Source organism: Rhodococcus sp. 05-2254-2 (assembly GCF_002259095.1).
GTDB lineage: Bacteria > Actinomycetota > Actinomycetes > Mycobacteriales > Mycobacteriaceae > Rhodococcoides.
Window position 1 is genome coordinate 253,825 of sequence record NZ_NOZJ01000003.1, and the last position, 13,705, is coordinate 267,529.

Consider the following 13,705-nt stretch of genomic DNA (forward strand, 5'->3'; position numbering starts at 1 on the left):
CAATCCTGGGGAGGAAGCGTGGCGTCGACGCCGACAACGAAGTGGCAGGTTGGCGGTTACCGCTTTCTCGTCCGCAGAATGGAACATGCGCTGATCAGACGCGACGTTCGGATGCTGCACGATCCGATGAAGTCGCAGTCGCGGGCACTGCTCGTGGGCGTCGTCGTAGCCTGCATCGGCTTGGCGGGATGCGCTGCGCTGGCACTGTTTCGGCCGCAGGACAAGATCGGCAACGCGTCGATCGTGGTGGGCAAGGATTCGGCCGCGATGTTCGTGAAAGTGGACGACGTGTTCCATCCGGTGCTCAATCTCGCGTCGGCTCGATTGATCGTAGGCAAGCCCGACGACCCGTTGACGGTCAAGGAATCCGAATTGTCCGCACGACCCCGCGGGGCGCTGGTGGGTATTCCCGGTGCTCCGTCTGCGCTACCGCACGACAGTGACGGCAGCGCAGAAACGTGGACCGTCTGCGACACCGTCGACCGGATCACGGGAGTGACCTCGACAACGGTTGTGGTGGGTGATCCTCGCTTCGGTGAGAGCACGGCTGCGCTCGCCGATTCCGAGGCGTTCCTCTGGACATCGGACGGCACTGCCTATCTCGTGCACGACGGCACCAAATCGCCGGTCGACCTGAACAACAGGGCAGTGGTCCGGGCACTCGGACTCGAGGACGCGACACCGTCTCCGGTCAGTGCCGGTCTGCTCAATTCCGTGCCCGAATCACCCCCCGTCGCAGCACCGTTCGTGCCGCGAGCGGGTGAGGCTCCTACGTTTCCGTTCGACGGCCGGACGATCGGTTCGGTCGTCAAGGTCGCCGGTCGCGACGTCCAGTACTACGTGGTTCTGGAGGACGGAATACAAGCGATCAACGAAACTGCGGCCCTGCTCCTGAAATTCACCGATTCGCAGGGCAGTCCGGAAATCGCAGCCGTCAATCCCGACCTACTCGCGAATGCTCCCAAAACGTCCTTCGGGCTGGAGGTTTCGACGTTTCCGGAGACCGCTCCCACGATCGTCGATACCGGGGAGCGCCCGGTGGGTTGCTTGACGTGGGAGCCACTCGCAGTTGCCGACGGCGGGCCGTCGGCTCGACTGGTCGAGTCCGCCGGTCGCGGGCTGCCGCTGGAGGCAGATGCACAACCGGTTGCGCTGGCTCAGGCCGATGGTGGCGGCGACGCCGTCGACCAGGTCTATCTGGCACCCGGTAGCGGCGGTTTCGTGCGCAGTACCGGTATCTCCGCGTCGAGTACACGTCAGGGCAGTGTCTTCTTCGTGGCCGATACCGGAGTGCGGTACGGCGTCGACGGTGCCGAGGCTGCGTCGGCGTTGGGGTTCGGACCGCCGGCACCCGCGCCCTGGCAGATACTCCAATTGCTGGGCAATGGGCCAACTCTCGGGCGCGGCCAGGCCCTGACGATGCACGACGGTGTTGCTCCCGACCCGCAGGCCGCGGCACTTCCGACGAAGTAGCGCCTGGCTCAGTCGGTTCTGCCGCGTCGGCGCAGCGGTACCGACAGCGCGAGTCCGAGTGCCAGGATCACTGCCACCAGCACCGAACCGGTGACCGCTGCGGTCCGCGGTCGATGATCCGGCGTGGGCGGCGGCAACGGCGCACTCATCGCAATGCTGTCTGCAGGAACCGACCTGGGGATGGGCGTCACCGAATCGGTGACCGCTGCAAGCGGATCGACGATGCCGTGGCCGACAAAGGGGTTCCACCCTTCGGCCGGCTCGTGCGCCGTTCGTTCGATCCGATCCACCACCTCCAGCGCCGACAGTTCGGGCCGGTGGGAGCGCACCAGCGCTGCCACCGCAGCAATAAGCGGTGCCGCAAAACTCGTTCCGGTCATGGGAATCACGCCATCGGTGCCCCGGGTGCCGTTCGCCAGTCCGTTGCCCGTCGGCGACAGCGACGTCATATTCGAGCCCGGAGCGGCGACGTCGACCCACGGACCGGCCAGGCTGAACGGAGACGGTGTGCCGTCCGACTCGACCGAACCGACCGTCAACACGTCGTCGAACCACGCCGGAGTCGCGATGGTCGCGATGGACGCCCACGGGTCCGCGTCGGGCCGAAGCGGGTCGGTTGTCGGGTTCTGGGCCTGGCAGGCAGCGCTGCCGAGATTCCCGGCTGCTGCAACGACCACGACGTTCCTCTCTCGGACGGCGTACTGCACGGCCGCGCCGAGCGGACCGTCGGCCACACCGCCTCCGGCGGGCACGCAGGCGACCTCGGAGATGTTGATGACCGAGGCACCCGAGTCCACCGCAGTTCGGATGGCCATGGCCATGGTGCGCACGTTGCCGTAGCCCGCGGCATTCTCCGGCTCTGCCGTCTTCTCCTCCTCGGGCCGGTTGTCGACGATCTGAAAGACACTGCTGGACTGACGAATCGACAGTATGCGGGCGTCGGGTGCGCCTCCAGCGAATCCGCTGCCCGGTGCGGTCTGTGCGGCAATCAGGCCGGCGACCATCGTTCCGTGTGCATCGCAGTCGAACAGCCCGTCGCCTGCGCCGACATAGTCGCCGCCGGCGATCAGACCCGGCAGGCGCGGATGTGCGGTGACGCCGGTGTCGATGACGGCAACCACTTGACCTGCCCCACGGGTGATGGGCCAGACCGATGCGAAGTCGAGCGCCTTCAGCGCGGTCGGGACATCCTGGGCATCGCCGGTCGAGGACGGGAGCGCGCAGGCGTTCTTCTGTTCGGTGGGTTCGAGTGGGCCGGGATCGCTCGGCTCGGGCAGCTGGAGGGGGTCGATCACCGGACGTTCGGCGCGTGCGGGATACCCGCCGAAGACTGCGTTGGACGACAGCGACAGAGCAGTGAACGCCGCGATGACGACCGTTCGCCGTCGGTGCGGCGTCACAGCCCGCGGACGACGCTGTACAGACCGCACACCCACACTGCGATCGGAATGACCAGGGCGATAGCGGCGTACTCGAGCAGTTCGGCCGCTCTTCGCATCACCGGTGAATACGTGCGGGTGGGCACGAATGCCCCGAAGATCGACGAGGCGACCGCGCCGGCCAGTGCCACCCCGAACAGGGCGAGGACGAGATCCGGTAGCGCGACAACAGCACCGACGAGGAGTGCCAGCAGAATCGTCGCTCCGCCTGCGACCAGCGGAACGGCATGCGTCACAACGGCATAGGTACGACCACGCAGCAGCAGGACGAGCGCACACAGCGCCGCGAGCGCAACCGCAGGCCAACGGACGCCATCTCCCGAATCGGCTGCCGCCGCGACAAGCACGCCAGCCACCACGGCGACGGTGAACGCCGACAGCAGACCGGTCAGGCAACTACGCGCCTCGGCCGCGGCGACCTGCAGATCCTCGAACGAGATCGCGTCGAGTTCGGCTTCCTCGACGGTGTCCAGCGGTGCTCCCGCGGTGGGGACCGGTGGAAGCGGCAATTTGGCCTGCATCATCGACACGCGGGCAGAGAGCGCGATTCCCGCCAGGCCGGTCAGGGCCGCGGCAGTACCGATCGCCGGTGATGCCATGGTGGTGAACAATGCGCACACCGCGGCAGCGAACGTCAGAAGCGCCACCGATATCGCAGCGGTGAACAGTGCGAACCCGGTCCCGCCGATACGAAGGGACAGCAGAGCCGTCGCACCGGCCATGGCCGAACCCAGCATCAGCTGAGCCGCGCCGAACTGCCCGGGTACCAGCACGATTCCGCCGGTGAACATCAGCGCGACAGCACACCCGCCGAAGAGGACGGCGACGGCGTGCTGTTGATACACCCGCCCCAGAATCACTCCCGCGATCGCGAAGAGTATCGACGCAGTGACGGCAGCGAGCCCCTCGACGAGACTGCCGACGTGCTCGGCTCCGGCCCGGATCGGCCCACGCAACAGGACCGCGCACGCCAGCAACACCAGCGCACCGGTGACAACCGAACCCACCGTGCGCGCGGTACGCGCAGTCCAGTGCGGAACATCGTCGGTACCCGATCGCGCAACGGAATATATGAGGTCGTCGAACAGTGGAACCGGCGCGGGCCGCTCGGCCACACCCAACACGAGCAACTCACCGTCACGCACCGACAGCTCCGCCAACGTCGCAGTCGGTGACAGCGGAGGGAACCCGATCCGCGCGAGCGTCCACGCCACGGGCAACCCATCGGACGCGGGATCCCCGTCGCGGGGTTCACGGCGCACCGCTCGTTCCGCAGGCTCCACTCCCGCCGCGATCAGGTCGACGATTCCCGGTACGAGAAGCGAGACCGGAACGTCCACCGGCAGCGCCATGTCCACCTGCGTGGACCTGGCCAACACCGTCACCCGACAGACTTCCTGCGCGAAAACGGATTGCGGACCTGATGCCCGTCGACTCGCGTCCGCGGCGGCGGGTGATTGTGTCGGATCGGCAGGTGCCGTGCGTGACGGCGCAATGCCGGCCGGTGGACGGCTGTCGGCGCGTGTCATGGATATCCCCCCGGATACGTTCGATTCGCGTTCCGATGCCCGCCCCAGTGGGCATCGGTGTCCAAACCTTACGACATCGCGGCGACAAGCAATCGCCCGTCGGAATCTGCCGGTGACGCAGCGCCGCTGTCAGGCAGGAACCAGGTCACTCACCTGTGCGAGCAACTCGAACGAGCGAAGCCACGATGCGCGATCGGACACACCGGACGCGACGATCAGCTCGTCCGCTCCTGTGCGTTCGGCGAAACGGTCGAGGTAGTCCTTCACCATGTCCGGCGTGCCGACGGCCGAGTACTTGGTCATCTTCGTGATCTGTTGGCCCGCAGGCGCTTCGAGGACCATGTCGGCTTCCTCGTCGGTGAAGGTCCGGCCGCGGCCGAGCAGGAGGCTGACGCGGCTGCGCTTGGTGCGAAGGAACTGGGCCTGTGCGTCGGCCACGGAGTCGGCCGCGATCACGTTGACGCCCACGATCAGGTGTGGCTCGGACAATTGAGCGGACGGCCGGAAGTCACGTCGGTAGATCTCGACGGCCTGCTCGAGAGCGTCGGGTGCGAAGTGGGAGGCGAAGGCATAGGGCAGGCCGAGTGCAGCGGCGAGCTGTGCGCCGAAGAGCGACGACCCCAGGATGTACAGCGGTACCTCCGTACCTGCGCCGGGAGTCGCGTTCACTCCGGGGATCAGAGACTCTTCGGACAGGTAGCCCTGCAGTTCCTGGACGTCCTGGGGGAAGCGATCGGCCGACGCTGGATCGCGCCGCATCGCCCGCATCGTCACCTGGTCACTGCCGGGGGCACGGCCCAGTCCCAGATCGATCCGTCCCGGGTACAGCGTCGCCAAGGTGCCGAACTGCTCGGCGATGGTCAGCGGCGCGTGATTGGGAAGCATGATTCCGCCGGATCCGAGCCGGATTCGCTCGGTGTTGGCAGCGACGTGCGCGATGAGAACCGACGTGGCCGACGACGCGATCGTCTTCATGTTGTGGTGCTCGGCGTACCAGATGCGTCGATATCCCCAGTTCTCGGCATGCTGAGCGAGGGTGACGCTTGCATCGAAGCTGTCGCGGACTGTTTCGCCCTCGCCCACATGAGCGAGATCGAGGATGGACAGGGGTACAGACACGGTTGAGGCCAGCCTTTCGTTCGTCGAGCACGCGGCCGAAGAGCCGCATTCAGGTGCAACGGCGTCGGGCAGCGTTCTATTTCTCGTCGGGTATACCGGTGGTCATGTCCGTCCGGGGCCGGCGACACCGACCGTGGACCGCCCGGTCTTCGATGCGCTAGCCTGTCGTCCTGCAGCCTCGGGGGGAGGCTGCCGCGATGCAGTTCTGGGGGCGTGGCCGTGGGGGCGGATCTATGAGTACCGTGCGCTTCGTTCGCGGTGCCCGACGGCAAGTGCCTCGATCTCCTGGCGGGGAAGTCACCCTGCAGCCGCCACCCGAGATCCCACGCGCGGTGCCGGGCAATTTGCTGATGAAGCTGATGCCGCTGGTGATGGTTGCCGCGATGGTCGGGATGGTCGCGCTGATGTTCACCTCCGGGGCAGCGGCGAACCCGATGATGTTGATGTTCCCGGCCATGATGCTGATGTCCATGGTGGGGATGCTGGCCGGCGGCGGGAAGTCCGGCGGAGCGCGCACCGCCGAGGCGAACGAGGACCGCAAGGATTACCTCCGCTATCTCGATCAGCTCCGCCGCGACGTTGCAGAAACCGAACGCGCGCAGCGCCGAGCCCTCGAATGGAGCCACCCGGGCCCCGATACGTTGTGGTCGGTCGCCGGAACCGAGCGCATGTGGGAACGGCGACTGTCGGATCCGGATTTTGCTCACGTCCGAGTCGGCGTGGGGGATCAGCGGCTTGCGACTCGACTGGTTCCGCCTGAGACCGGGCCCGTGGAGGAACTCGAACCGGTTTCGGCGGTGTCCCTGCGTCGATTCGTGCGGGCGCATTCGGTGGTGGCCGCACTGCCGACCGCGGTGTCACTGAGGGGGTTCGCGGCGCTGTCCGTAGCGGGCGACCGGGACGATGCCCGCGCTATGGTGCGCGCGATGTTGGCCTCGTTGTGCACGTTTCACGGGCCCGACCACGTCGCGGTCGCGATCGTCAGTGGTCCGGACACCGTGCAGCAGTGGGAGTGGGCCAAGTGGCTTCCGCACACTCAGCACGACGTTCTGCGCGACGGGGCCGGGTCCGCCCGGATGATCTTCGGTAGTTTCCTCGAACTCGAGGGTGCGCTGGGCGACGTGCTGAGTGTGCGGAATCGATTTGCGCGTGGAGCTGTGCCGGTTGCCGGCGTCGTGCAGTTGGTGATCGTGGTGGACGGCGGGCTTCTCGACAACCGTTCGACCGATCTCACCGACACGGGCCTCGATTCCGTCACGATCATCGATCTGTCCGGCCTCTGCCCACGACTGGCTGCATCGCGTGGAATCCAGCTGTTCGCCGAGAACGGGTCGATCGGAGCGGTCAGCGGCACCACGGTCGAAGTGTTCGCCGTCGCGGATTCGATGAGCACCACGCAAGCACACGCCGTTGCGCGACGCCTGTCGCCGTACCGCGCGCCGTCGTCCTCGTCGGTCGTCGATGTGGTCGACGACGGCGGAGTCCGGATTTCGGGGTGGAACAGCCTGGTCGGTATCGCCGATGTGGGCGCACTCGACACGGAACGAGCGTGGACGATGCGCCGCGGACGCGAGAGGCTGCGGGTACCGATCGGTGTCGCCCCCGACGGCAGCGCCGTCGAGATCGACCTGAAGGAATCCGCCGAGAACGGTATGGGACCGCACGGATTGTGCATCGGGGCAACGGGTTCCGGGAAATCCGAGTTTCTCCGTACGTTGGTGCTCGGCTTGGTGTCGACTCACTCGCCGGAACAGCTGAATCTGGTGCTCGTCGACTTCAAGGGTGGCGCGACGTTCGCGGGTCTCGAATCGGCACCGCACGTGGCCGCGGTCATCACCAACCTGTCCGAGGACTTGGCGTTGGTGGATCGAATGCGCGACGCGTTGGCCGGTGAAATGAACCGGCGGCAGGAGTCTCTGCGCTCGGCAGGCAACTTCGCGAACGTCTCCGACTACGAGAGGGCGCGCGCCGGGGGAGCGGATCTGGCACCGATGCCCGCCCTGTTCGTGGTGGTCGACGAGTTCTCGGAATTGCTCAGTCAGCAACCCGAATTCGCCGAGTTGTTCGTCGCGATCGGTCGGCTCGGACGTTCGCTGCACATGCACCTGCTGCTGGCCAGCCAGCGTCTCGAAGAAGGGAAGCTACGCGGTCTGGACAGTCACCTGTCGTACCGAATCGGTCTGAAGACGTTCTCCGCGAACGAGTCTCGCTCGGTGCTCGGGGTTCCGGACGCGTATCACCTTCCCGCTCAGCCGGGTGCGGGCTATCTCAAGTGCGATTCGGCCGAGATCGTCAGGTTCGCTGCGGCATACGTCTCCGGTCCTTACTCGCCCCCGCGTTCCGGTCCTGGCGCGCGGCCCTCGCTCGGCAGTGACATCAGACCGAAGCCCTTCACCGCCTACGCGGTACCACTCGATTCCATCGATGTCGGCCGGACCGAGGCTGCCACTGCGCCGGCGGCCGAACCGGATCCGGTCGACTCCGAGAGCACCGGTGCGACGGTGCTCGACGTGGTCGTCGGACGAATTCGGGGTCGGGGAGTGCCGGCCCACGAGGTGTGGTTGCCGCCGTTGGACACCGCACCGACGTTGAACCGGTTGCTGCCCGCATCGGTTCTGACCGAGCGGAACGGTCCGCTCAGCACCCTCCGCGCCCCGATCGGAATCATCGACCGGCCTTTCGATCAGCGCCGCGATCTACTGACCGTCGATCTGTCCGGTGCTGCGGGCCACGTCGCCATCGTCGGTGCCCCACAATCGGGCAAGTCGACGGCGCTTCGGTCGTTGATCCTGGCTCTCGCGATGACGCACTCGCCCGCGCAGGTCCAGTTCTACTGCTTGGATTTCGGCGGCGGAACGCTGGCCGGGTTGGCCGATCTGCCGCATGTCGGATCGGTGGCCAATCGGCTCGACGTCGATCGGGTTCGGCGTACCGTGGCCGAAGTCGCCGGCGTCGTTCGGCAGCGAGAGAAGACATTCCGGGATCGCGGGATCGACTCGATGGCCGAGTTCCGACGGCGACGTGCAACGCAACCCGTCGACCCGGAGGATCGATTCGGCGACGTCTTTCTCGTCATCGACGGTTGGCCGTCCATCAGGTCCGATTTCGAGAGTCTCGAACAGCAGATCGCCACTTTGACGACGCAGGGCCTCGCCTTCGGTCTGCATCTGATCCTCACCGCCTCGCGGTGGGCGGAAGTTCGGCCCGCGACCAAGGACCTGATCGGTACCCGATTGGAACTGCGACTCGGTGACCCGTCGGATTCGGACATGGGTCGCGCCAAGGCGGCGAGCGTTCCCGAGGGGCGGCCGGGCCGGGGCATGACCAGGGACGGACTGCATCTACTGATCGCACTTCCGCGAGTGGACGACGTCTGTTCCGTCGACGACCTGTCTCGCGCAGTCGGTGAGTCGGTCGCCGCGATCGCGGCTGCATCTGCGGGAACTCCAGCGTCGCCGGTGCGGATGCTGCCGGAGCTGCTCGAACGATCAGCGGTGCTCGATCAGCTCGGTGATGCGTGGCCACGAACCCGTGGCGGCATCCCAGAGCTCGCAGTTCCCATCGGCATCGACGAGGCCGAATTGGCACCGGTGAAGGTCGATTTCGCGGAGAATCCACATTTCGTGGTGTTCGGTGACAGCGAGTGCGGCAAGACTTCCTTGTTGCGTGGAATCTGTCGATCGCTCGTCGAGGCGAACTCGCCCGACAGCGTCAAACTCATCGTCGCGGACTACCGCCGCACTCTGCTCGGCACCGTCGATTCCGAGCATCTGGCCGGGTACGCGGCCTCGCAGGCGACGCTGACGGCCATGCTCGTCGACCTCGCCGGCCGCATGGCCGATCGCATGCCAGGAGCGGACGTGACCCAGCAACAGCTTCGCGAGCGGTCGTGGTGGAACGGCCCCGAGGTGTTCGTCGTCGTCGACGATTACGACCTGGTTGCCACGTCGTCGGGAAATCCGTTGGCCCCGTTGGTGGAACACCTTCCTCATGCGCGGGACATCGGGTTGCACGTCATCGTGGCGCGTCGTTCGGGCGGCGCAGGCCGGGCGCTGTTCGACCCGGTGATCGGACGGTTGCGCGATCTGGTGACGCCGGGACTGGTCATGAGCGGAAGCCGCGACGAGGGGAACCTGCTCGGGACGGTCCGTCCCAGTGCCATGCCACCCGGACGCGGGGTCTTCGTCGACCGCTCCGGCCAGTCGCTCGTCCAGCTCGGACATTCGAGTTGACGGGCCACTCGTGGCGTTATGCCGCAGTGCATCTGGGCTACACGGAAATTTCCGTCGTCGCCACGGGCGCAGCCTTCGAGGGGCCGAGAGAGAGCGTCGGATCGGCGTTCGCCACCGAGGAGGGTGGCCGATTGGTGTTCGGCCGGGGCGCAGCCGAAGACGAGATACCGCCGCTGCTGTGCATCGACGATGCGTCGATCCCGGTCGGGACCACGGTGTGGGATCGAGAGGCGGTGTTCCACGGAATGGTGTGGTCGGCCCTGCGCGGTGCCGGCGTACACGACCGACTCGACGTGCTGGAGATCGCGTATCCGTCGACCTGGGGCGAGGAACGTGTGGGCATCGTTCGTGCAATGTTCGCGACCTCGGCAAACGAGGTGGTGCTCGTGGAGACGGCCGAGGCCGCCGTTGCGTCCTCGGGTGAACGGGCACCGTCGGCCGCGGTGGTCGTCGAAGTCGGAGCTCTCGATACGTCCGTCGTCGTGCTCGACGAGTCGGGGGCGCACGGCGGAGACACCGGCGCGATCCTTCCGTTCGGCATCGGTGACGACGATGCGTGGCGACGAGCGGTCGGGGACTACGTTCGGTCGTCGATCACGCGCTGCCCCGATGAGGTTTACGTGGTGGGGGCGCCCATCGGAGCGGATCCCGTCGTCGATCACCCCACGCAATGGCTGACCGGTCTCGATGTCGCCGGATCGCTGTACCGGCGAGCCGGGGCGGATCTCGTCCCGGCACCGTCGGTACGTGCCGCGACGACGCGATCGGCGGCATGGCTCGACGACGTCGCCGCACCGCCGCGGTCCCGGGAGAAACGACGTCGCCCTTTGCTCGCAGCCGTGGGTGCCGTGGCGGCGATCCTCGTGTTCGTCTGCGCAGCTGTGTATTTCGCCGGACGGTCTCCGATGGAGCCGGATGGGACTGCAGCACAACCGTTCTCACCGGTCGTGGCCCCGAGTGCTACATCCTCGTCCGTAGCCGCACCGCTACCGACCACGACAGCCGACGCGCCACCGCCGGTCGAGACGGTCACCTTCGTGTCCGGCCGGGTGTCGATGCAGTTGCCCAGCACCTGGACGAAGCTGGACGACCCCGACCGCATGGTGCTGATTCCACCGACCCCGCCCGAGCGTCGGATCGTCGTCACCGTGGCGGACCTGTTGCCGGGCTCGACGCAGGAGCAGGTCGCTGCCGAGCTCCGGTCGGCCATCGATGCCCGTGGGCCGGATTCGACCATCGGATCTCTCGAATCCACACGAGATTTCGGCGGCCGCGTCGGAATCGCCTACACCGAGCGGCCGATCGACGATTCGACGGTGCTGTGGCGGGTGTTCGTCGAATCCGACCTGCAGGTCAGCCTCGGTTGTCAGTTCGAGGGAGACGACGCGACGGTGATCGACGCCGAATGCGGGCAGGCAACGCAGACGTTGGACATCGTTCCGGCCTCCTGAGAGCGGCCCACATTTTTCACGCACGGCCGGAACCGAATCGAGGGGTCGTTGCGTCCAAGGAGATGTAGGGGAGTGAGCGGGCCGACAGTGGCCTCTCGGTCGAGCAGCACGTGCGCCGCGGGTGCAGGTGAATCGAGTATCGAAGACAAGGAGTCGAAGTGGGATATCCAGGGGGACCGGAATCTACGGGTTCGTCGAACGGTGTCATAGTCACGCCGCAGGAGCTCATGGCTGCCGGAGCGACGATCGAAGGCCTGAGCGTGTCGATCAACGCGTCCAATTCGGCCGTTCGCTCGATCGTCGAGCAGACCGCCGAGGCGTGGGTCGGCAAGGCGGGCAAATCGTTTCAGGACGTGATGGCCCAGTGGGACACCAGTGCGCAGAAGATGCGCAGTGCGCTCGAACAGATCTCCGCGGACATCAAGACCAACGGCCACGGCTACTCGGACGCCGACGACGACAACGTGTCGGCCGTGAACCAGGTGGCCGGATCCCTGAACTCGGGACTGTCCTCGTTCAAGTGACGCCGCATCCGGTGACCACACGACAACTCACACGACCACGCTCGACCAAGGAGACCGATCCGATATGAAATACGACTTCGCGCAGATCGCGGCGCTGACAGAGGCGATGAACAAGCAGGCGAACGTGACCAAGGACCTCCTCGGGGACGTGGACAGCACCGCGAAGCGGCTCTACCAGTCGTGGGAGGGCGACGCGATGACGTCCTACTACGAGCTGCAGCGTCAGTGGAATTCTGCATCCGACGAGCTCAACCTCATTCTGTCGAGCCTTGTCGCAGCCGCCCGCACCGGTGGCGAGACGATGCACGGCGTCGAGATGGCCAACAAGGCGCGGATGGCTCGCTGACCTGTCTCGACAACACGCATCTGCCCCGACCGAGAACATCGGTCGGGGCAGACGTCGTTTCGTCGCACGCCGGTCCGTCGCGGTGTCTACTGGAGTGGTGACGGACTTCGCAGCAGCACTCGGGACGGAGCGGTCGCGCTCCCTGCATCGTCTCGAGTCGCTTCGTGGCGAACTCGCGTCGGTGATCGAGGGATCGCGGCTCACCACCGACGATGACGAGCACGATCCCGAGGGATCGACGATCGCGTTCGAGCGAGCGAAGATCGCGGCGCTGATCACGGACACCGAATCCGAGATACGCGAGATCGGTGCGGCGTTGTCGCGGCTCACGGCCGGGACGTACGGCTTCTGTGAGCGGTGCGGTGGTGAGATTCCGGCGATCAGGCTGGAGGCGCTGCCCGCTGCCCGTCGGTGCGTGCAGTGTGTGCGCCTGCGCTGACGAGCGGAGGCGTTTTGACCTGGGCGTCCGCTCCCGGTATCGTTCCCCGTTGGCGTGTATGGGCTCGCCACGTATTCACGTGCGTATCGAGCTCTTGTCCTCGGGTCTCAACTGGCCGCCGAGGGCATCCACACGTCTTGGCCAGCAGCGACATCATGAAGACAGGAATTTTCTGTGTCTACTTACGCCCCGAAGGCCGGGGACACCACCCGGACGTGGCATGTGATCGACGCCACGGACGTCGTGCTCGGACGCCTCGCCGTCCAGGCCGCGACACTGCTCCGCGGTAAGCACAAGCCCACCTACGCACCCAACGTCGATGGCGGCGACTTCGTCGTCATCATCAACGCCGAGAAGGTTGCCATCAGCGGCAACAAGCTCGACGGCAAGTTCCACCACCACCACTCCGGCCATCCGGGCGGTCTGAAGTCGCGTTCGACCCGTCAGGTCCTCGAGAGCAACCCCGATCGTCTCGTGGAGAAGGCCGTCGTCGGCATGATCCCCAAGAACAAGCTCGGTAGTGCCATCGCGAGCAAGCTGAAGGTCTACGCGGGACCGAACCACCCGCACGCCGCTCAGCAGCCCGTTCCGTTCGAGATCAAGCAGGTGTCCCAGTGACGGCGCCGGAGGGAAATGACGTGACGTCGCAGGAGAACATCGAAGAGATCGCCGCCGACGAGTTCGTGGCAGTCGAAGATCCCGAGGTCGTCTCGGACATCGAAGCCGCAGCCGCTCCGGCCCCGATCGTGTTCGATCGCCCGATCCAGACCGTCGGTCGCCGTAAGGAAGCCGTCGCTCGTGTTCGGTTGTCCTCGGGCACCGGCGGATTCAAGCTCAACGGCCGCACCCTCGAGGATTACTTCCCGAACAAGGTGCACCAGCAGCTGATCAAGGCTCCTCTCGTTCTGGTGGACCGCGCGGAGTCCTTCGACATCGTCGCTCTGCTGCACGGTGGCGGACCGTCGGGACAGGCAGGCGCACTGCGTCTGGCCATCTCGCGCGCACTGATCGAACTCGCACCCGACGATCGCCCGCCGCTCAAGGCCGCGGGCTACCTCACGCGTGACGCGCGTGCAGTCGAGCGCAAGAAGTACGGCCTGAAGAAGGCCCGTAAGGCGTCGCAGTACTCCAAGCGCTGACGCGTCTTACCCGT

General features: G+C 66.3%; 11 protein-coding genes. 8 read left to right on the forward strand and 3 right to left on the reverse strand.

Translation table 11 applies throughout. The annotated features are described in order from the left end of the window. Positions 1-18: 18 nt before the first annotated feature. On the forward strand, positions 19-1,473 hold the full coding sequence (eccB, locus tag CH283_RS05750) for a type VII secretion protein EccB (protein WP_094639187.1): 1,455 nt from the start codon (positions 19-21) through the stop codon (positions 1,471-1,473). Positions 1,474-1,481: 8 nt separating this feature from the next. Here eccB and mycP read toward each other — a convergent pair whose 3' ends face one another. From mycP to CH283_RS05765, 3 genes are all read right to left on the reverse strand, one after another. After that, positions 1,482-2,903: a type VII secretion-associated serine protease mycosin gene (gene mycP, locus CH283_RS05755; protein ID WP_441344166.1), complete on the reverse strand. Its 1,422-nt coding sequence runs from the start codon at positions 2,901-2,903 to the stop codon at positions 1,482-1,484. Next, positions 2,870-4,441, reverse strand: a complete 1,572-nt coding sequence (gene eccD / locus CH283_RS05760; RefSeq protein ID WP_094639139.1) for a type VII secretion integral membrane protein EccD — start codon at positions 4,439-4,441, stop codon at positions 2,870-2,872. Before eccD ends, mycP begins: the two co-directional genes overlap by 34 nt. Positions 4,442-4,570: 129 nt before the next feature. Then, a complete protein-coding gene (locus CH283_RS05765) occupies positions 4,571-5,560 on the reverse strand; it encodes an LLM class flavin-dependent oxidoreductase (RefSeq protein ID WP_094639140.1) in 990 nt (329 codons plus the stop codon). Between the two features lie 233 nt (positions 5,561-5,793). Between CH283_RS05765 and eccCa the strand changes: the two genes are divergently transcribed. The 7 genes from eccCa to rpsI all read left to right on the forward strand — a co-directional run bounded on the left by eccCa (position 5,794) and on the right by rpsI (position 13,691). Continuing rightward, positions 5,794-9,792 carry a type VII secretion protein EccCa gene (gene eccCa, locus CH283_RS05770; RefSeq protein ID WP_094639141.1) on the forward strand — a complete coding sequence of 1,333 codons (3,999 nt, stop codon included), beginning with the start codon at positions 5,794-5,796 and terminating at the stop codon, positions 9,790-9,792. Next, positions 9,789-11,243: a type VII secretion-associated protein gene (locus tag CH283_RS05775; protein ID WP_141215278.1), complete on the forward strand. Its 1,455-nt coding sequence runs from the start codon at positions 9,789-9,791 to the stop codon at positions 11,241-11,243. The genes eccCa and CH283_RS05775 overlap by 4 nt, the downstream gene beginning before the upstream one ends. A gap of 158 nt (positions 11,244-11,401) precedes the next feature. Continuing rightward, positions 11,402-11,767: a WXG100 family type VII secretion target gene (locus CH283_RS05780; RefSeq protein WP_141215277.1), complete on the forward strand. Its 366-nt coding sequence runs from the start codon at positions 11,402-11,404 to the stop codon at positions 11,765-11,767. A gap of 64 nt (positions 11,768-11,831) precedes the next feature. After that, positions 11,832-12,113, forward strand: coding sequence for a WXG100 family type VII secretion target (locus CH283_RS05785; protein ID WP_068051312.1), 282 nt, complete (start codon positions 11,832-11,834; stop codon positions 12,111-12,113). 97 nt (positions 12,114-12,210) lie between these two features. After that, positions 12,211-12,552, forward strand: a complete 342-nt coding sequence (locus CH283_RS05790; protein ID WP_094639189.1) for a TraR/DksA family transcriptional regulator — start codon at positions 12,211-12,213, stop codon at positions 12,550-12,552. Between the two features lie 174 nt (positions 12,553-12,726). Continuing rightward, positions 12,727-13,170: a 50S ribosomal protein L13 gene (gene rplM / locus CH283_RS05795; protein ID WP_037188282.1), complete on the forward strand. Its 444-nt coding sequence runs from the start codon at positions 12,727-12,729 to the stop codon at positions 13,168-13,170. Beyond that, complete coding sequence (gene rpsI, locus CH283_RS05800) at positions 13,167-13,691, forward strand: 30S ribosomal protein S9 (RefSeq protein ID WP_032397516.1); 525 nt, start codon at positions 13,167-13,169, stop codon at positions 13,689-13,691. The genes rplM and rpsI overlap by 4 nt, the downstream gene beginning before the upstream one ends. Positions 13,692-13,705 lie beyond the last annotated feature (14 nt).